The organism is Pseudomonadota bacterium (assembly GCA_018817425.1).
GTDB lineage: Bacteria > Desulfobacterota > Desulfobacteria > Desulfobacterales > RPRI01 > RPRI01.
This window is the reverse complement of the sequence record JAHITX010000111.1, coordinates 94240-112091: the sequence shown is the minus strand read 5'-3', so window position 1 is coordinate 112091 and position 17852 is coordinate 94240. Positions and strand designations below refer to the sequence as shown.

Below are 17852 nucleotides of genomic sequence, written 5' to 3'. Positions count from 1 at the left end.
TTGTAATGGACTTATGATGAAATTTACAGTTCTTACAATATTTCCTGAAATGTTTAATTCTTTCTGGTCTTATGGAATAATTAAAAAAGCGATTGAAGAAAACCATATTTTTGCTTCTGCAATTAACATAAGAGATTTTACAAAAGATAAGCACAAGACAACTGATGACAGGCCTTATGGTGGTGGTTGCGGAATGGTTATGAAGCCTGAACCTCTGGCAGATGCCATTAGAGCGGCAAAAGAAAATAATCCTGATTCGAGGACAATTTTATTAAGCCCTCAGGGAAGTATTTTTAATCAGCAATTAGCAGTTGAATTAGCTGAATCAAAAGGACTTAACCTGATTTGTGGAAGATATGAGGGCGTAGACGAACGTATAAGCAGTAATTTTATTGATGATGAAATTTCCATAGGTGATTATGTATTGATGGGCGGGGAACTTGGAGCAATGGTAATTATTGAAGCAGTTACTCGTCTGATTCCCGGAGTACTTGGCAGCCCTGACTCAGCTTCGCAGGATTCATTCTCCGGCAAGTTGCTTGATTACTGCCATTATACAAGGCCAAGAGATTTTGAAGGATCGAAAGTGCCGGAAGTCTTGCTTTCCGGAAATCATAAGGATATTGATAACTGGAGACTTGAGGCTTCTTTAATACGCACTTTTTTAAAACGGCCGGATCTTATAGAAAATAAGCCGCTTACAAAACAGGAAAATGAAATACTGAAAAAATGGTGCCGCGATATTGAAAATATTATTCAAACCCAATCTTTACGTGGCTCTGGTACATTATCCGGTAATTAATAAATCAGGAGATATTATAGCATCTGCAATAACGAACCTTGATCTGCATGACATGGCAAGAGCGGCAAAAACATACGGGGTAAAAAAATTTTACGTTGTTACACCGCTTGATGATCAAAAAGAGCTTGCCGGGCAAATAATTTCTCATTGGACAAGTGGAGCAGGATCAGCGCTTAATCCCAAAAGGCGCGAGGCTCTTGAGTTGATATATATTAAAGACTCAATTAAAGATGTTATAGAAGAAATAAGTTTAAAAGAAAAGAGTTGTCCGAAAACAGTAGTAACAAGTGCAAAAGATAGTAAGGATTACATCAGCTTTTTTGAATTAAAAAATATGCTCAAAGATTCAAGTCCGCATCTTATAGCTTTTGGAACAGGTTGGGGGCTTGCTGAAGAAATAATTTCAAACGCTGATTATATGCTTGAACCGATAAAAGGAAATACTGATTACAACCACCTTTCAGTAAGATCGGCTTGCTCAATTATTTTAGACAGACTTATTTGTGGTTGAAAACAGGCTTTTTTGCAAATAGAAATTTTAGTTATACTTGTTTTTGCTATACTTCATGGTGAAAACAAAATATATTTTATATTAGGAGATTAACAATGGACCCATTAAAACAGTTGGCACTTGAAACCATGCGGCTTGATTTTCCCACATTTAAAACGGGAGATACGGTAAAAGTCCATGTCAAAATAAAAGAAGGTGAAAAAGAGCGGATTCAGGTATTTGAAGGAGTTATTATCGGCAGACACAGAAAAACCACCAATTCAACTTTTACCGTAAGAAAAGTATCATACGGTGTTGGTGTAGAACGTATATTTCAGCTTAATTCACCTATTTTAGATAGAATTGAAGTTATGAGCCATGGCCGGGTAAGGCAGTCGAAAATTTATTACCTTCGTAAACTCAGAGGCAAAGCGGCCAGGTTAAAAGAACGGCGCGTAAATTAAATTTAAGTAACTTTATAATTAGAAGCGAATCCATGGGAAACAACCTGTGGGCATATGAATTGAGTGCCTTTGAAAAAGGCTATAGAAAAATAGCGGGCGTAGATGAGGCCGGCAGAGGACCTATTGCCGGCCCTGTTGTTTCCGCAGCAGTAATTCTTCCTCTTTCGCATGCTATTGAAGGCGTTACAGACTCAAAAAAATTAACTCCCAAGAAACGTAATTTTCTTTACAACATTATATATGAACGTGCTATTTCCATAGGAGTGGGGATAATTGACCCACCGGAAATTGAGCGTATAAATATTCTTAGAGCATCTCTTCTTTCTATGTCAATTGCGGTTCAAAACCTTAAGCCGAAATCCGATTTTCTTCTTATTGATGGGATATTTCAAATTCCCTATGCCCTTTCGCAGCAAGCTATTGCTCACGGTGATTCTTTGAGTTTATCAATTGCTGCGGCATCAATAGTTGCAAAAGTCACAAGAGACAGGCTTATGGAGAGGTATCATTATGAATATCCCGAATATGGCTTCATAAAACATAAAGGATATCCGACCAAAGAACACAAAGAAGCTGTTCGCAGATTCGGGATTTGTCCTATTCACAGGAGAACTTTTAAAGGGGTGAAAGAAGAATAGTATATGCCGTCAAAAGATCAACTTTTTGGAAAAGAAGGTGAATCTCTTGCCGTTTTATATCTCAAAAAAAAAGGATATAAAATACTTGAGCAAAATTATCGCACCAAATTCGGTGAAATTGATATAATTGCAAAAGAAAAAAACACCTTGGTATTTGTTGAAGTAAAATCCAGAAAAACCGGCGGGTTTGGAAGTCCCAAATACGCAGTGACTCCAAAAAAAATGAAAAAAATATCCATGGTTGCTCTTTACTTTTTAAAAATTACTAATCAAAGCGGTGTAAAAGCAAGATTTGATGTTGTAGCAATCAGTCCGGGAGTACAAGAACCTGAAATTGAAATAATAAAAAATGCGTTTGATCTTGCTTATGGATAATACAGAAACCTCAGTTATATCCGGCACTCTTTATGTTGTTGCAACTCCCATAGGAAACAGGGATGATATTACTTTAAGAGCATTAAAGGTTTTAAGTAATGTTGATCTTATTGCAGCAGAAGATACCCGCCATACAGGAAATTTTCTATCTTTTCATAATATAAAAAAAAGCCTGATATCTTATCACGAATATAATGAAGAAAAACGGACACCGGACTTGATTGCCAGGCTTAATGCAGGAGCATCTGTTGCGCTTGTTACTAATGCGGGCACACCGCTTTTATCCGATCCCGGATTTCGGCTGGTAAAAGAAGCTGTCGCTGCCGGAATAAACATTGTTCCGGTTCCCGGCGTATCCGCAGCCATAGCTGCTTTAAGTATTTCCGGGCTACCGACGGATTCTTTTATTTTTATCGGTTTTTGTCCCAGAAAAAAACAAAAACGTCTGGATCTGTTGAGTGAGATAAATAAAGAAAAAAGGACTATAGTATTTTACGAATCGCCAAAAAGAATTATACGGTTTCTCGAAGAAGTACTTGATGTAATGGGTGAGAGATATTGCGTTTTAACACGTGAACTGACCAAGATTTACGAAGAGATTATAAGAGGAACCCAGGCCGAAATACTTTATATTTTAAAGCAGCGCCCCGAAATAAAAGGGGAGATAACTATGCTGATATCCGGCTATAAAGAAAAAGATGATTATTCTTATGATATTCTAGTAAAGGAACTTACCGAAAGTATATATGAGCAAAAAACTCCATTGCCTGTTCTATCAAAAGAAAAAGCAAAAAAATTTGGTCTATCAAGAAAACAGGTTTATGAAGAAGCTTTAAGGATAAAAAAAGAAGTTAAAGAGTAGATAGTTCTATGTTAAGATTTATAGTATGTTACTATTCATGATATCTCTTTTGAAATATTATCATAAACGTTTTTGATGGGGATTTTTTTCTCAAGTGCTATCTTTTTGCATACTTCGTATTCAGGAACAAACCGTGAGGTACCGTCCGGATTTGTGATACATTTTACCGAAATCATACCATAGCTTGTTTCCATTTCAGCCTGTCGTCTTGCCAGCTTTTTCCTTTGAAGTTCGTGATATCTGACACCTGTTGTAGTAGTTTCGGATAATATCCGGTTAATTACAGTATCCTTATTGTAATAGTTGCAAATCACATACAGCTTTGTTCCCGGTCTGTTTTTCTTCATGTAAACAGGCGACCAGTAAACATCAAGAACCCCTTCATCAAACAGACGATCCATTAAAAACCCGAAAATTTCAGGATTCATGTCATCTATGCAGGTTTCTATCTGAACTACCACATCCTTTTCATAGTATTTTTGTGAATTGTCTCTTCCTGTTATTATTCTTAAAAGATTTGGGATATGCCCAAGATCATATTTGCCAGCTCCATAGCCTGTTTTATCTACAAGCATATCGGGAAAGTTTCCGAATGATTGGCAAAGGGCCTTAACGATAGCGGCACCGGTAGGTGTGACAATCTCCTTTTTTATATCAACACCATATACGGCAACATCTTTTAATATTGATAACACGGCAGGAGGCGGAACCGGAATTGTGCCGTGCTGGCAGTTTACAAAGCCTGAGCTCATTGGAATTTTTGATGAATATAACTTTGTTATTCCAAGGTAGTTAATGCAAAGGGCTGTTCCTACAATATCAACGATTGAATCAACACCGCCCAGTTCATGAAAATGTACTAGTGCTTTCGGACATGCATGTATCATAGCTTCAGCTTCGGCAATTACTTCAAAAACAGATATACTCATTTCTTTAACATCTGCCAAAAGCGAGCTTTCTGAAAGAAGAGATAAAATCTGGGAATAATTTCTTGATGTGCCAAATTTGGCAATTTTAACTTCAATTTGTTTTGCGCTGATTCCGTTTTTAGAAACACTTGATACTGACAAATCGAAATCATTTAGGGGTATATTCTTAATATGTTCTATTAGCCAATCAACTGGTACGCCAAGATCAATAAAAGCTGCCAGAGTCATATCTCCGCTTATCCCCGAAAAACAGTCAAAATATGCAATCATATATATTTTCCTTCAGCCTGGGATAGAAATTGAATGAAGTTTTATAATCTCAAGTAAAAGTTCGCCGGTTTTTACCATATCATCTACTTTAACCGATTCGCGCACAGTATGCATATCTATCATGCCGGTGCCTATAACTCCTGTCATAATACCTTTTGCAAAAAATATGTTGGCATCCGCTCCGCCGCCTGTGATTTTTGTTATCATATTTCTTCCAAGATTGGCGGCGGCTTGTTTGGCTAAATTTACAACCGTATGGTTTTCGGGGATGTTTGTGCTTGAAAAATCATCATCCACAATAATGTCCACTCTTGGAAGGGCATCGGATGAATTTCTCTGGTAATTTTTCACAACATTTTCAAATGAAGATATTATTTTATTTGTGACTTCTTTAAGTTTTTCATTATTATGACTTCTGACTTCACCCTTAATGCTGACGTAACTTGGAACGATATTTGTTGCAACTCCACCTTTTATTATTCCAAGATTACATGTTGTTTCATGGTCGATACGTCCAATCTCAAGCCCGGCGATTGCTTTTCCGGCAAGAAGTATAGCATTTATGCCCTTTTCAGGAGCTGCCCCTGCATGAGCATCCCGCCCGTGAATTATAAACTCAAGCCTGTTAGCGCCCGGAGCGCGTGTAACTATACCTTCCGTGTCAGTGGCATCAAGGGCATATCCGTATTTGGCGTTTATAAGGCTCGTATCAAGATGTTTTGCGCCCAGCAGTCCGATTTCTTCACATATGGTCAAAACTATCTCAATCGGTCCAAATCCTATATTTTTTTCCTTAAGAACCGTCATTACTTCTATCAGTATTGCTATTGCGCTTTTATCGTCGGCTCCAAGTATTGTATTACCGTCACTTGTAAAAACACCGTCTTTTAATACAGGCATAATACCTCTTCCGGGTTCAACGGTATCCATATGCGCATTCAAGAGTAGGGGAGGGGCCTTTTTATCGCCGGTAAACTTTACAAACAAATTCCCGGTATCGCTTCCGATAATTTCTCCCGCATTGTCAAAAGCGGTTTTAGCCCCCATGGATTCAAAAATCTTTTTTAATTCGAAAGCAATCTTACCTTCCTGTTTTGAAACACTGTCTATCCCGACAAGAAAGCGGAATGTATCAGCAAGCCTTTTGCTGTTTATCATATAAACTCCCTTAGATTTACTTCATTATATAACCTTTTTCTATTGAATGTTTTATAACTTATGCATCCGGTTTACAATAGTCTGTTATATTTATTTATAGCATAATGCCTTTATAAACAATTGTCATGATATAAAATGATTGACAAATATACGGGGACTACTATTATATGCCAACAATTAATTGGAAGTGCGCAGTTCACTGGTGGGGCTCCCGGACTTCAAATCCGGTGTGGGGCGCTAATACCGTCCCGGGTGGGTTCGATTCCCATGCACTTCCGCCATTTTATTTAATGATTACAATGCATCATTTGTTTAAATACCTACCTTTTTCCCTGCCCAAGAAATGTTCAAGAGTGTATCATGCCAGGAAAATTATTGCCATTATTTTGATTGGGAGTCGTGGTGTCTAAACTTTATTAATGAGGAAATATTGACAAAGATAAAATTATTATTTAAGTGGTTTACTCCAAAGTTTAGCAACCTATCCTCCGGGGGTTTAGAATTAGGAACATAAAATTGTAGAATAATGTGGAATTGTATTTAGGAGAAAATAAAATGAAGCAAATTGTAAAAATAGGAATATGTATTACAATTCTTCTGGTTTTGTCCGGATGCTGGAGTATAAGAACCAACACCAAAGCCCCTGTCTTTCCAGATAATGCAGTTTCAAAGCTAAATGTTAAACAACCGGTGGGGCTTATAAATTCCTCATCAAGGTCAGGAGAAATCGCAATTGGAAAAATGACCGGCGTAACTGTTTATGGGGATTTGTATAAATTTACAGAATCGTCTATTAGTGCGCTAATGAAAATATTTGAAAAGCAGAACATAGAGATTGATAATAGCGCTAGTAAGACATTGGCCCTGTCGGTTTATGATGCCAAGTCTGAGATGGGGGAAGGCTACTTCATAATTACAACGGCATTGAGGGTTAGAACAGGCGATGATTTGGAAAAAGAATATGTTGGGATGCAAAAGTACAGTTATCATTTTGGGACTAGCACTGCAGTTGAGCACAGCCTCGCTGAGTGTTTGAAACAAATGCTGAGTGATAAGGACTTGATACACTACCTTGAAAATTAAGAGACCAGAGGTGCTTAATCATTTTGTTTCTAATTCTTGTGATATGGGCCCTTATTGAAGTTATTAAAAATCCTGTTATCAGAAAAGGAGATGGTCTTGAAAATATTGTACGGGTTGCCAAGCGAGGGAATGGGGCATGCCACTCGTAGTAATGTTATCATATCGCACCTGGTAAAACACCACGATGTGAGGATAGTAACCAGCGACAGGGCATACCTGTTTCTAAAAGATCGCTTTCCCGACAGGGTTTTTGAAATAAAGGGTTTTCACCTTGCCTATAAGAATGGAAAAGTTTCAAAATATAATTCTGCATCAATGCTTTTAAAAACCGGACCGAAGGATCTGATTACCAATTTCAATAAATATTGGGAGGTCCATAAAGAGTTCAAGCCGGATTTGGTTATATCCGATTTTGACTCTTTTGCCTTTTTCTTTGCCAAATTCAATAAAACGCCGTTAATCAGCATTGATAATATACAGGTACTAAACCGCTGTGAACTCGACTTTGCTATCCCAAAATCGGAAAAAAGCAACTATCGCTTTGCCAAAAATATTGTTAAGGCAAAGGTGCCCAATGCAAACTATTATTTAATTACTTCGTTTTTCAATGCTCAAACCATCAAAAAAAATACTTCTCTTGTTCCTCCTATTTTAAGAAATAAAATACTTAACACACATAGTAAACCAGGAGAACACATCCTTGTTTATCAAACTTCGGCAAGCCAAAACAATGTTATCCCGGTTTTAAACCAGCTTTCCAAAACAAATTTTGTCGTTTATGGATTTAATAAAAGTGAACATTGCAACAATGTCACTTTAAAAGAATTCAGTGAGGATGATTTTATTGAAGATCTTTCTTCAGCAAAGGCGGTAATTGCAAATGGCGGGTTCTCCCTTCTAAGCGAAGCGGTTTATTTAAAAAAACCGGTTTGCAGTGTTCCGATAAAAGGACAATTTGAACAATATGTGAATGCGGCATATATTGAAAAGTGCGGATATGGAAGACATTTTAATGAATTTTCTTCTGATTCGATAAAAGCATTTCTTTTTGATGTAGATATTTTTCAGCACAATATCAATCAGTATAAACAAGACGGCAACAATGAAACATTTAAAAAGCTTGATGAAATTATTGCTATGGCTACAAAGTAGGAAACAATGGGAATAAAACAAAAATCATGGAAGATAGAGCTGGCGTTTCTACTCTTTTGGGTAATACTTACGGCATTTTTTTTCTCACAAGTAGAGATTCAAATTGAAGGTCCGGCAGGCTGGGCTTCAAGCCTTCCAACATGGAGGGTTGAAAATCACTGGCTGCTTGATATATTCTGGGGCGGAAGACCGATGACCGGCTATCATGCATGGGTATTCAGCTTTATGTTTCTGGTATTTCATCTCGGAGTATTTATCAATTTCAATTGGTCATTAAAAATTGAAGCCAGAATCATAGCATCTCTTATGCTTTTCTGGATCATAGAGGATTTTCTCTGGTTTATACTGAATCCTGCCTTTGGGATTGCTAATTTTTCACCGGATAAGATTCCGTGGCACAAGCAATGGTTCTTGAATATACCTGTTGATTACTGGACGTTTACCATTGTGGCAGCGGTGTTATTATGGTTATCTTACGCGAAATTACCTTGGAGCAAAGGCTCGCGTGATCAGAATCAAAACTGATAAATCTTTTAAGAAACGAATTGATGAACTTATTACTGTTTCAAATGACAATGCTTTTGAAACTGCAAGAAAGCTTGCAGAAATAGAAGGGATTCTTTGCAAAATATCTTCGGGAGCCTCTGCATAGGCTACAATTCAATATGCAAAAAAGAATAAAGGTAAGCGTATTGTTGCAATACTTCCCGGCACAGGTGAGCGCTATATAACAACAGACCTTTTTATATAAATTTCAAAAACCAATACAGCGGATATTTCAGCAATCTAATCAAAAGATTAGGTCCAAAAATTTGGCATAACTGAATTTATGTAACCGAACTATTGCATCTTACCTGTATAGTTATTATCTCCAAAAACAAGTTCTTCAATAATCTCTATACGCACATTCTGGTTTCGTTCCACATAGCATTTTAAGCTAAGAGCGCAAAACTTTTTGCATACAGTGTCATCGATTGAAAAATTACCAAAGCATCCTATATGGTTGTCCAATATTTTTTTTTCTTTACAAACCTTTTTCATATTTTATCCTTTTAATTCAAGCAACTTTAATATTTCTTCGTGTATTTTGCCATTTGTTGCCAGAATTTCCGGTTGATATATATCAAACGAATTTCCTGAAAAATCGGTAACCGACCCTCCTGCTTCTTTAGCAATAATTAAGCCAGCTGCCGTATCCCAAGGTTTTAGTTCTTGCTCAAAGAATCCCTCAAACCGTCCTGCTGCTGTATAACATAAGTCCAGAGCTGCCGATCCAAGCCTTCTGACCCCCTGGGTTGCCATGAGGCAATTAAAAAACCGGGTTTTTATATCACCAATAATATCCTTAAAATTATAAGGAAATCCGGTCACAAGCAAACTGTCTGAAAGCTTTTCAGTAGTTGAGACATGAATTGGGATACCGTTTAAAAATGCTCCTTCGCCTTTTGCTGCTGTATAAAGCTCCCCTGTTACAGGGTTAAAAACTATTCCTGCAACAATATCACCTTTTAAGGCAAAGGCTATGGAAACGGCAAAAATTGGTAGATGATGAGCAAAATTTGTAGTTCCATCAAGAGGATCAATAATCCACAAACATTCTGCATCCCCTTTTTTAAGTCCGCTTTCTTCCGCCAAAACAGCATGTGATGGAAATTTGTTTTTGATGGTTTCTATGATTACTTTCTCGGATTCTATATCCGATTCCGTAACAAGATCTATAGCACCTTTCTTTGTGATTTTGGGGGTTTTACCAAAATTTGCTTTCAGTATCGCGCCACCTTTATATGCAGCTGCAATACCGGTTCTTTTTATCTGGCTAATATTCATGTGTATGATCTTTTACATTTGTTTGTTAACTTATGTCAACCCATTTTGATATATCCACAGCAATTATATATAGATTTAAATATCTTATAACATACTTAAATATTAAATAAAATTATCAGGTGCTGCGGTATGTTTCTTTTTATATGTAAACGGATTGTACCGTCTGTTCCATTTTATTTATAAGTTTAAAAAGGGTTGATTCTCTGTTTGCTGAAACAGCAATTGCGTCAAATACATGACAAAGTCTTTCTGTCATATCTTTGTCGACAAGATCCTGTTTATTAAATATTCTAATTGAAGGAATATTGTTTAAGTTCAGATCAGACAGTATTTTTTCAACAGACTCTATCTGGTCCTCAAAACGAGGGTTGCTTATATCTATTACATGAAGTAGAAGATCCGCGCTGTTTAATTCTTCAAGAGTAGCCCGGAAAGCAACAAGCAAGTCTTTCGGGATATTTTTTATAAAACCTACAGTATCGGTTATTATAACTTCTGTATCCTGGGGAAATTTCAGACGCCTGCTTGAAGGATCAAGAGTTGCAAAAAGCCTTTTTTCAGCAAGAACACTGCTTTTTGTAAGGGTATTTAACAGGGTTGACTTACCGGCATTTGTATATCCTATTATTGAAATAATAGGCAGATTTTTCTTGCTTCGTTTTGCTCTTTGCTGCTGACGATGCCTTATCACCAGTTCAAGATCTTTTTCAGCCTGGCCTATACGATTGCGAACCAGCCTGCGATTTAACTCAAGCTTAGTTTCTCCCGGACCTCTTCCCCCAATACCACCGGTTAAACGGGACATAGCAGTGTTTTTGGTAACAAGGCGCGGAAGCATGTATTTTAGCTGGGCAAGCTCGACTTGCAGTTTTCCTTCTTTTGTTATGGCTCTTTGCGCGAATATATCCAGGATCAACTGGGTTCTGTCTATTACTTTAATATCTATTTTATTGGTTATAGATCTTATTTGAGATGGATTCAATTCCTGATCAAAAATTATAATGGAAGCATCTTTTTGAAGAGCAAGAAGATATAAATCTTCAAGCTTTCCTTGTCCCATCAAAAACCTCGGATCAGCTTTACTGCGCTGCTGTATTATACTTTCAAGAACTTCAATGCCACCGGATGAGGCAAGCTCCTTCAATTCATCCATAGATTCTCCAGCTTTATCTTTAGAATCTGTTGAAACACTCACAAGAATTGCTCTTTCCTGTGCTATCCCTGTAGTTGGTGAGGATCGCTTTGACTGTGCAAGGCCGGTTTCTATCTCATGAATTAATTCAACACAGCCTATATCAAGCCGGTTTGGTTTTAAAGGTCGAAGAATATTATAGTTAAAACCGTTTTTATCAGACTGTATATGCCCGATATGTATTTCATAAGGCTCTCCCTCTTTTGTCAATGTAAGGGCAGCAATCATATCAAGTCTTAAAAGGGTGAGATCGGTTAAATCATCTCTTGATAAAACCTCATTTTTCATATGAACGTGTATGCACCTTAACCCAATTAATCTTTGTGAAGCAGTTCTGTAATCGCTTAAATCCGGTATTACAATGCGCTTATTATCTCCAACAATTACAAAATCTATCCTGCCCCGGCGGTCAATTAGAAGTCCTGTCTGACGGCGTATTTCAGCTGAAACAAGACAAAGCTCACGCGCAACTTCCGGGGTAATAAGAAATTCGGGGGGTATGCGACGGCGGTAAAGTTTTTCAAGCCTTCTTATTTGATCAGACTTAAGGCCTGAGGTGTTACCAAAAAGTTTTTTCATTATATATGTTTAAATAATTTAAGTGATTGTTGCCAAAAAGCCCACATCTTTCGTTAATAATAAGTCTTTGTTTTGTAAAATCAACTTTTGTAGTTTAATACCTGATAGACTCTAAATTCATAACACACAGAATTATATATAGTTACATATTTCATAACCTAATATGTTCTTGCAATAAAAACTAATCTATAATAAACATGCCTCCAAAAAATCTTACCACAGATGTTGGTATATGTATCTTATATAATATCATGGCCGATAAAAAAATATCTCTTAGAAATTTTATATCCCGCGAATTTTTTAAGGCAGCTCTATTGCCGCTTCTTATTATTGAAATTACTCTGCTCGCTTTATATTTTTTCATGAACTCTTATCTGATAGATAAATCGGTATATACTCTTAGCAATGATAGACTTTCACATCTTATGGAAATTACGGAAAGTCAAACCCGGATTACCAGCGAGCAATTGCGCACCGTTTCCGATTTATCATTGATATTGCAATCGGAAATAATACGGTTTTATAATCATCCCGACCAATTTTCATTGCAAAAACAAATTCCTGAATTCAGATTTGCTTCAAACGGTGTATATTATAAACCGGAAGACAACGGGGGTTGCAGCCTCTACTATTCTGCACTACGACCCATCGAATACAAAGAAAGAAAAAAGGCATTACAAAGTGAATCACTTGATCCATTGTTAAAAGGTATATATCATGCAAACAGAAATATTGTGGCTGTCTATCTTAATACTTTCGATTCCATGAGCCGGTACTACCCGTTTTTTAAAGATGTTTTTAAGCAACTGCCTCCGAAAATGAACATCCCTGATTTTAACTTTTACTATCTGGCCGATGAAAAACACAATCCGGGACGCAGCAATGTCTGGACGGAGGCATATCTTGATCCTATGGGCAAGGGGTGGATGATGTCCTGCATTGTTCCGATATATCGAGCTGATTTCTTAGAAGGAGTTGTTGGCATAGATATCACCATAACAAATTTTATCGAAAATCTGATAAAACTGAAACTGCCTTGGGGAACCCATGCGTTTTTGATTGATTCTAAGGGAACAATCATGGCTATGCCGCCGGAAGTGGAAAAAATATTCGGATTGGCCGAGTTGCATAAATATACTTACAAGGGTAAAGTCCAACAAGACACACATAAGCCTCAAATATTTAATTTGTTAAACTCAGTACTCCCGCATGCTGCTGAATCAATTTCAAAATTAATACAGCAAACAAAAGGTTCCGCAGAGATTATCTTAAACGATGATAGTTATTTGCTCTGTCAACACACTGTCCCGGAAACCGGTTGGAAACTCATAGTAATTGCAGATAAAAAAACAATATTAAGCCCGGTTTCAAAATTGGAGCATCAATCAAAATATGTTGGATATGCCGCAGCCGGTTTCATGGTGCTTTTTTACATTGCATTCTTTTTATATCTGTTGAGAAATACCCGGCGCATGTCCGGAAAAATAGCGGAAACCACGGGCGGTTTATCAAATGCAATCCAACGTCTGGGCACAGGTATTTATGAAACCAAAATTAAGCCAAGCAATGTAATTGAAATGGATGCACTATCCGGCCAATTTAAGTCCATGGTCAATGACTTAAAGACCCTGCATCAAAACCTGGAAAAAGAAGTTGAAAATGCAAACCAGGCAAAAACAGCTGCAACACAAGCCGAAGAACAACTCAGGGAACATCGGAATCATCTGGAAAATATAGTTAAAGACCGGACTAATGAACTTACCGAAGCAAATAAAAAGCTTAAAGAAGATATTATTAAACTGGAACAGGTTGAAATAAAGCTGGATTCCGAACGCAGGCAGTTGCTTTCCGTATTCGACAGCATTGATGAACCGATATATGTATGCGACCCTGATACATATGAAATGTTATATGCTAATGAAGCTTTTAAAAAATATTGGCCGGATCCTGTCGGTAAAAAATGCTATAAAGTTTTGCAAAATCTGGATTTGCCCTGTTCGTTTTGTACCAATGATATCATTTTTGGAGAAAAGTTTGGAGAGCCGCATATCTGGAAATTCAAAAATAAAGTAGCGGATAGATGGTTTAGGTGCATAGATAAAGCTATCCAATGGCCAGACGGTCGAATGGTTCGCTGCGAGATGGCTATTGATATTACCGATCAGGAAGAGGCTCATGCAGAAAAGCAGAAACTTATGGAACGCTTAAAACGCTCAGAGAAAATGGAGGCTCTTGGCACGCTGGCAGGAGGTGTTGCCCATGATCTCAATAATATATTAGGTGGAATTGTAGGATATCCTGAAATGATCTTGATGGATATGCCTTACGATAATCCTTTGAGGGCATCGATTCTGGCTATTCAGGAATCAGGCCTTAGAGCTGCTGCTGTTGTTCAGGATTTACTTACACTGGCAAGACGCGGGGTTGCCGTAATGGAACTTACTAATATAAATGATATTATTAATGCTTACCTGTCATCGCCTGAGAATGAATTGTTATATCAAAATAATCTGATCACACTTAAAACGAATTTATCCGAAAATCTGCTGAATTGTACAGGTTCACCGATACATTTATCCAAAATGATTATGAACCTGGTTTATAATGCAGCCGAAGCCATGCCAAACGGAGGTGAGATTATAATATCAACACATAACCAGTATGTTGACAAACCATTGAAAGGTTATGACGAGGTAATGGAAGGTGATTATGTTGTATTAAAAGTAATGGATTCAGGCATCGGTATTTCATCTGAAGATCTTGAAAGAATTTTTGAGCCTTTTTATACTAAGAAAAAAATGGGCAGAAGCGGGTCAGGCCTTGGTATGGCGGTTGTCTGGGGAACTGTAAAAGATCACAAAGGATATATTGAAGTGAAAAGTACAATCGGAAAAGGTGCTACTTTTGAAATATATTTGCCGGCTACCCGTGAAGTAATTGAAAACAGAAAAATGGATTATAATATTTGCGAATTCAGAGGTAATAATGAATCAATTCTGGTCATAGATGATGTTAAAATACAAAGAGAAATTGCCGTTGATATACTGACTAAACTCGGATATGACGCCAGTTCCGTTTCAAGCGGCGAGGGTGCCGTAGCTTACCTTGAACATAATAAAGTTGATCTGGTAATATTGGATATGATTATGGAACCAAATATAGATGGACTTGAAACATATAAACGGATTCTTAAAATCCATCCCAGACAAAAAGCTATTATTGTAAGCGGCTATACAGATACGGTTGTTATAAGAGAAGTACAAAAACTAGGAGCCGGCAAATATGTTAAAAAGCCTTATACAGCTAATGAAATCGGCCGTGCAGTTAAAGAAGAACTAAACAAATGAGCCAGTTTCAAAACGCCCCATTTTGGCCGATCTCAGCGTTGGGCTCAAATTTCAATCCTCGAAATACTCAATGTATTCCTGCGGTTGAAATTTTCTCCCGTCTTGAGCTTGACCAAACTGAAACGTTTTGAAAGTGGCTCCAATAAAAGGTTATTACTATGACAGAATTTAAATTTTTAATTCCTCTTAAAGTACGTATAGACGATCTGAATTATGGCAATCATGTCGGTTACCAGATGCATTTTGTATATTTCCAACAAGCAAGAGTCGCTTATCTAAATCAGTTCGGTTTTTCAGAATTTGATATAAGCGGTTATGGGATGATCATATCCGAGGCAAATTGCAAATACAAAAAGGAACTGTTTTTCGGAGATGATATTATCATAGGATGTAAAGTAAGCGAATTGAAATCAAAGATGTTTATAATGGATTATCTGATTACAAAAGCAGATCAAGTTTGTGCCTTTGGTTTTACCTATAACATGTGTTTTGAATTTAATAACAAGAAAGTTGTCAAACTGCCGCAGGAATTTATAGATAAAATAAAAAAATTCGAAAGTATTGACTATTAATAAAACACAGCAATTCTATGGAGCCGGTTTCAAAACGTCCCATTTTGGCCGATCTCTGCGTTGGATGAAAATTTTAATCATCGAAATACTCCATGTATTCCTGCGGTTAAAATTTTTCCCTGCCTTGAACTTGACCAAACTGAAATGTTTTGAAAGTGGCTCTATGTTTTGCAAGTAATAAAGAAAAGATTCCCCTTGATCGCTTTGCTCCAAGCCATCGGATTTAGCCGATAGTAGCCGGTTTAAACAAATTTCCTGCCTTAACTTTTAATTTATCCATATAATAGAATACCACAGGCGTTATATAAAGTGTAAGGAGCTGGGAAACCACAAGGCCTCTTACAACAGCAAGGCCAAGCGGTCGCCGTGCTTCTGCTCCTGCTCCTAATCCTGCTGCCGGAAGGCCTGAAAGTATGGTAAGAGGATGTATAAAGCTTTCATAAAGAATTCCAAGTACTACATAATTAACAAGAAGGGCCAGTATGAGAAGCGGAAAAAGTCCTTTTGTTGATGACTGGAATGCCTGAGCGGTACCCTGAAAACTTTTGGTAACGGTTTGCGGTTAAGTGACATGAGCAAGTTCTTCAACCGCATTAATGGCATCACTAAGTGCTATTCCTGTTTTTAAGTCAAAGGAAATGGTAACGGCAGGAAGCTGGCCAAGATGATTAACTGATAGAGGACCAACATCTTTTGTCAGAGTTGAAATTGTATTAAGCGGCACCAACTTATCGGAGTTTGTCCTTACATAAAGCAGTGAAAGAGCTGCCGGGTCCATCTGATATTCGGGTTCAAGTTCAAGTATGACCTGATACTGGTTGTTTGGTGCATAAATAGTCGAAACCTGTTTTGAACCATAGGCATAGTAAAGAGTATCTTCTATCTGCCGCGAAGTTATTCCCAAAGCCGATGACTTGTCCCGGTCTATACGGATATTAACCTGAGGATTGTTTAACTGTAGACCGCTGGTTACATCCCGGAGTTCAGGCAAATCCTGCATTTTTGCTTCAAGTGTTTTTGCGGCCTTATAAAGTTCGGCTGTATCAGGACTCTGCAGAGTCAATTGATACTGGCTCTTGGTCAATTTATCACCAACCCGGATCGTTGGAGTATTTTGTAAAAATATCTTGATACCGGGTACATGAGTTAGCTTGGGCCTTAGTTCCCGTATAATTTCATCTACATTCTTTTCCCGCTCTCTTTGGGGTTTTAAAGCAAAAAAGATCCGGCCTATATTACTTGCAGCACTGTACCCGCCTGAGCCAACCGCTGACATATACGCATGGATATCGGGATGTTCAGATGCTATGGCGACCAGTTTCTTATACCATTTTAAGTGGAAATTAAAGTTGATGAATTAGTAAAAAGTCCCCAAACCGTCATACCGGCGAAAGCCGGTATCCAGAACCTATTGAAATGCTGGATGCCGGATCGGGTCCGGCATGACGAAACAGGAATTTCCAGACTTTTTTACGAGACCATCAAAGTTCAGATAACCAATTAATCAAAAAAGAAGGAATTCGCACATGAAGAAGTTGAGTCTGTTATTGGTGCTAACAGTGATGCTTTTAGTGATTATGCCAGTCAAAGCTGGTGCAACTTTAGCAATACATGGGACTGCCGATTATCTTGGAAACACCTACAACCTTATCTTTGAGTATGATGGAATCGGTCCTGGCTGGCTATAACATAACGTCCAGCGAAATGGAACATCTGTTTTATGAGTCACTGGGTAATATTGGCTATAGTGCAACTGATGGAACATATTCTCAACCTGGCTGGGGTCTTCAAAACACAGGCCTATTCAGCAATTTGCAGGCATCTGATTACTGGTCTGGTATGGAGTGTTCTTCCAATCCGTTCCAGGCTTGGGGCTTTGATTTCACAGGTGGGGCCCAAGGTGACTTTATTAAGGTCTGGGTTCATGATGCGTTTGCAGTTCATCCAGTTTATGTCACTTCTATCGGCACCGGTGATATCTCCGCCATTCCCATACCCGGAGCAGTCTGGCTCCTTGGTTTTAGGGCTGATTGGATTGGTAGGGATAAGGAGAAAGTTTAAAAACTAAACTGGATTGCTCTAAGCAAAGGTAGTATAGAGTTTTTTAAAAAA

18 protein-coding genes, 1 tRNA gene and 1 pseudogene are annotated in these 17852 nt (G+C 37.8%); 14 read left to right on the top strand and 6 right to left on the bottom strand.

Features of this window, described 5'->3' with window-relative positions; translation table 11 throughout:
- Positions 1 to 16 precede the first annotated feature (16 nt).
- The 6 genes from trmD to rsmI all read left to right on the top strand — a co-directional run bounded on the left by trmD (position 17) and on the right by rsmI (position 3631).
- On the top strand, positions 17 to 802 hold the full coding sequence (gene trmD / locus KKC46_19095) for a tRNA (guanosine(37)-N1)-methyltransferase TrmD (GenBank protein MBU1055910.1): 786 nt from the start codon (positions 17 to 19) through the stop codon (positions 800 to 802).
- Positions 774 to 1313, top strand: a complete 540-nt coding sequence (locus KKC46_19090) for an RNA methyltransferase (protein ID MBU1055909.1) — start codon at positions 774 to 776, stop codon at positions 1311 to 1313. Before trmD ends, KKC46_19090 begins: the two co-directional genes overlap by 29 nt.
- 95 nt (positions 1314 to 1408) lie before the next feature.
- The gene (rplS, locus tag KKC46_19085) at positions 1409 to 1756 is read left to right on the top strand and encodes a 50S ribosomal protein L19 (GenBank protein MBU1055908.1); all 348 of its coding nucleotides are present in this window, start codon (positions 1409 to 1411) and stop codon (positions 1754 to 1756) included.
- Between the two features lie 32 nt (positions 1757 to 1788).
- Positions 1789 to 2394 carry a ribonuclease HII gene (locus tag KKC46_19080; GenBank protein ID MBU1055907.1) on the top strand — a complete coding sequence of 202 codons (606 nt, stop codon included), beginning with the start codon at positions 1789 to 1791 and terminating at the stop codon, positions 2392 to 2394.
- Positions 2395 to 2397: 3 nt separating this feature from the next.
- A complete protein-coding gene (locus tag KKC46_19075; protein ID MBU1055906.1) occupies positions 2398 to 2769 on the top strand; it encodes a YraN family protein in 372 nt (123 codons plus the stop codon).
- Positions 2762 to 3631, top strand: a complete 870-nt coding sequence (gene rsmI, locus KKC46_19070) for a 16S rRNA (cytidine(1402)-2'-O)-methyltransferase (GenBank protein MBU1055905.1) — start codon at positions 2762 to 2764, stop codon at positions 3629 to 3631. The genes KKC46_19075 and rsmI overlap by 8 nt, the downstream gene beginning before the upstream one ends.
- Positions 3632 to 3666: 35 nt before the next feature.
- On the opposite strand, the gene larC is transcribed toward rsmI, so the two are convergent.
- Both larC and KKC46_19060 read right to left on the bottom strand, forming a co-directional pair.
- Positions 3667 to 4830, bottom strand: a complete 1164-nt coding sequence (gene larC, locus KKC46_19065; protein ID MBU1055904.1) for a nickel pincer cofactor biosynthesis protein LarC — start codon at positions 4828 to 4830, stop codon at positions 3667 to 3669.
- Positions 4831 to 4842: 12 nt separating this feature from the next.
- Positions 4843 to 5988: a M20/M25/M40 family metallo-hydrolase gene (locus KKC46_19060; GenBank protein ID MBU1055903.1), complete on the bottom strand. Its 1146-nt coding sequence runs from the start codon at positions 5986 to 5988 to the stop codon at positions 4843 to 4845.
- A 183-nt stretch (positions 5989 to 6171) separates the two neighbouring features.
- On the opposite strand from KKC46_19060, the gene KKC46_19055 reads away from it, so the two are divergent.
- From KKC46_19055 to KKC46_19035, 5 genes are all read left to right on the top strand, one after another.
- Positions 6172 to 6269 (top strand) — tRNA-Sec (locus KKC46_19055).
- Positions 6270 to 6543: 274 nt separating this feature from the next.
- Positions 6544 to 7071 carry a hypothetical protein gene (locus KKC46_19050; protein ID MBU1055902.1) on the top strand — a complete coding sequence of 176 codons (528 nt, stop codon included), beginning with the start codon at positions 6544 to 6546 and terminating at the stop codon, positions 7069 to 7071.
- Positions 7072 to 7167: 96 nt separating this feature from the next.
- Complete coding sequence (locus KKC46_19045; GenBank protein MBU1055901.1) at positions 7168 to 8223, top strand: UDP-glucuronosyltransferase; 1056 nt, start codon at positions 7168 to 7170, stop codon at positions 8221 to 8223.
- Between the two features lie 6 nt (positions 8224 to 8229).
- The gene (locus tag KKC46_19040; GenBank protein ID MBU1055900.1) at positions 8230 to 8748 is read left to right on the top strand and encodes a hypothetical protein; all 519 of its coding nucleotides are present in this window, start codon (positions 8230 to 8232) and stop codon (positions 8746 to 8748) included.
- On the top strand, positions 8729 to 8875 hold the full coding sequence (locus tag KKC46_19035; protein ID MBU1055899.1) for a hypothetical protein: 147 nt from the start codon (positions 8729 to 8731) through the stop codon (positions 8873 to 8875). The genes KKC46_19040 and KKC46_19035 overlap by 20 nt, the downstream gene beginning before the upstream one ends.
- Positions 8876 to 9063: 188 nt before the next feature.
- On the opposite strand, the gene KKC46_19030 is transcribed toward KKC46_19035, so the two are convergent.
- The 3 genes from KKC46_19030 to hflX form a co-directional block, all read right to left on the bottom strand.
- Positions 9064 to 9264: a hypothetical protein gene (locus KKC46_19030; GenBank protein ID MBU1055898.1), complete on the bottom strand. Its 201-nt coding sequence runs from the start codon at positions 9262 to 9264 to the stop codon at positions 9064 to 9066.
- 3 nt (positions 9265 to 9267) lie between these two features.
- Positions 9268 to 10050, bottom strand: a complete 783-nt coding sequence (locus KKC46_19025; GenBank protein MBU1055897.1) for an inositol monophosphatase — start codon at positions 10048 to 10050, stop codon at positions 9268 to 9270.
- 139 nt (positions 10051 to 10189) lie between these two features.
- Positions 10190 to 11821: a GTPase HflX gene (gene hflX / locus KKC46_19020; GenBank protein MBU1055896.1), complete on the bottom strand. Its 1632-nt coding sequence runs from the start codon at positions 11819 to 11821 to the stop codon at positions 10190 to 10192.
- Between the two features lie 314 nt (positions 11822 to 12135).
- Here hflX and KKC46_19015 point away from each other — a divergent pair, with 314 nt between their 5' ends.
- On the top strand, positions 12136 to 15168 hold the full coding sequence (locus KKC46_19015; protein MBU1055895.1) for a response regulator: 3033 nt from the start codon (positions 12136 to 12138) through the stop codon (positions 15166 to 15168).
- Between the two features lie 158 nt (positions 15169 to 15326).
- A complete protein-coding gene (locus KKC46_19010) occupies positions 15327 to 15740 on the top strand; it encodes an acyl-CoA thioesterase (protein ID MBU1055894.1) in 414 nt (137 codons plus the stop codon).
- Between the two features lie 223 nt (positions 15741 to 15963).
- On the opposite strand, the pseudogene KKC46_19005 reads toward KKC46_19010, so the two are convergent.
- Positions 15964 to 17016: pseudogene (locus tag KKC46_19005) on the bottom strand (efflux RND transporter permease subunit).
- 353 nt (positions 17017 to 17369) lie between these two features.
- Between KKC46_19005 and KKC46_19000 the strand changes: the two are divergent.
- Positions 17370 to 17801 (top strand): DUF1566 domain-containing protein, encoded by a 432-nt coding sequence (locus KKC46_19000; GenBank protein ID MBU1055893.1) that lies wholly within the window; start codon positions 17370 to 17372, stop codon positions 17799 to 17801.
- Positions 17802 to 17852: the final 51 nt, after the last annotated feature.

What these genes read in the sequence shown, in the direction of transcription:
- larC (MBU1055904.1), bottom strand. Translation starts at nt 4,830, where the DNA reads ATGATTGCATATTTTGACTGTTTTTCGGGGATAAGCGGAGATATGACT.
- KKC46_19075 (MBU1055906.1), top strand. Translation starts at nt 2,398, where the DNA reads ATGCCGTCAAAAGATCAACTTTTTGGAAAAGAAGGTGAATCTCTTGCC.
- rplS (MBU1055908.1), top strand. Translation starts at nt 1,409, where the DNA reads ATGGACCCATTAAAACAGTTGGCACTTGAAACCATGCGGCTTGATTTT.
- KKC46_19060 (MBU1055903.1), bottom strand. Translation starts at nt 5,988, where the DNA reads ATGATAAACAGCAAAAGGCTTGCTGATACATTCCGCTTTCTTGTCGGG.
- KKC46_19025 (MBU1055897.1), bottom strand. Translation starts at nt 10,050, where the DNA reads ATGAATATTAGCCAGATAAAAAGAACCGGTATTGCAGCTGCATATAAA.
- trmD (MBU1055910.1), top strand. Translation starts at nt 17, where the DNA reads ATGAAATTTACAGTTCTTACAATATTTCCTGAAATGTTTAATTCTTTC.
- KKC46_19080 (MBU1055907.1), top strand. Translation starts at nt 1,789, where the DNA reads ATGGGAAACAACCTGTGGGCATATGAATTGAGTGCCTTTGAAAAAGGC.
- rsmI (MBU1055905.1), top strand. Translation starts at nt 2,762, where the DNA reads ATGGATAATACAGAAACCTCAGTTATATCCGGCACTCTTTATGTTGTT.
- KKC46_19050 (MBU1055902.1), top strand. Translation starts at nt 6,544, where the DNA reads ATGAAGCAAATTGTAAAAATAGGAATATGTATTACAATTCTTCTGGTT.
- hflX (MBU1055896.1), bottom strand. Translation starts at nt 11,821, where the DNA reads ATGAAAAAACTTTTTGGTAACACCTCAGGCCTTAAGTCTGATCAAATA.
- KKC46_19030 (MBU1055898.1), bottom strand. Translation starts at nt 9,264, where the DNA reads ATGAAAAAGGTTTGTAAAGAAAAAAAAATATTGGACAACCATATAGGA.
- KKC46_19040 (MBU1055900.1), top strand. Translation starts at nt 8,230, where the DNA reads ATGGGAATAAAACAAAAATCATGGAAGATAGAGCTGGCGTTTCTACTC.
- KKC46_19010 (MBU1055894.1), top strand. Translation starts at nt 15,327, where the DNA reads ATGACAGAATTTAAATTTTTAATTCCTCTTAAAGTACGTATAGACGAT.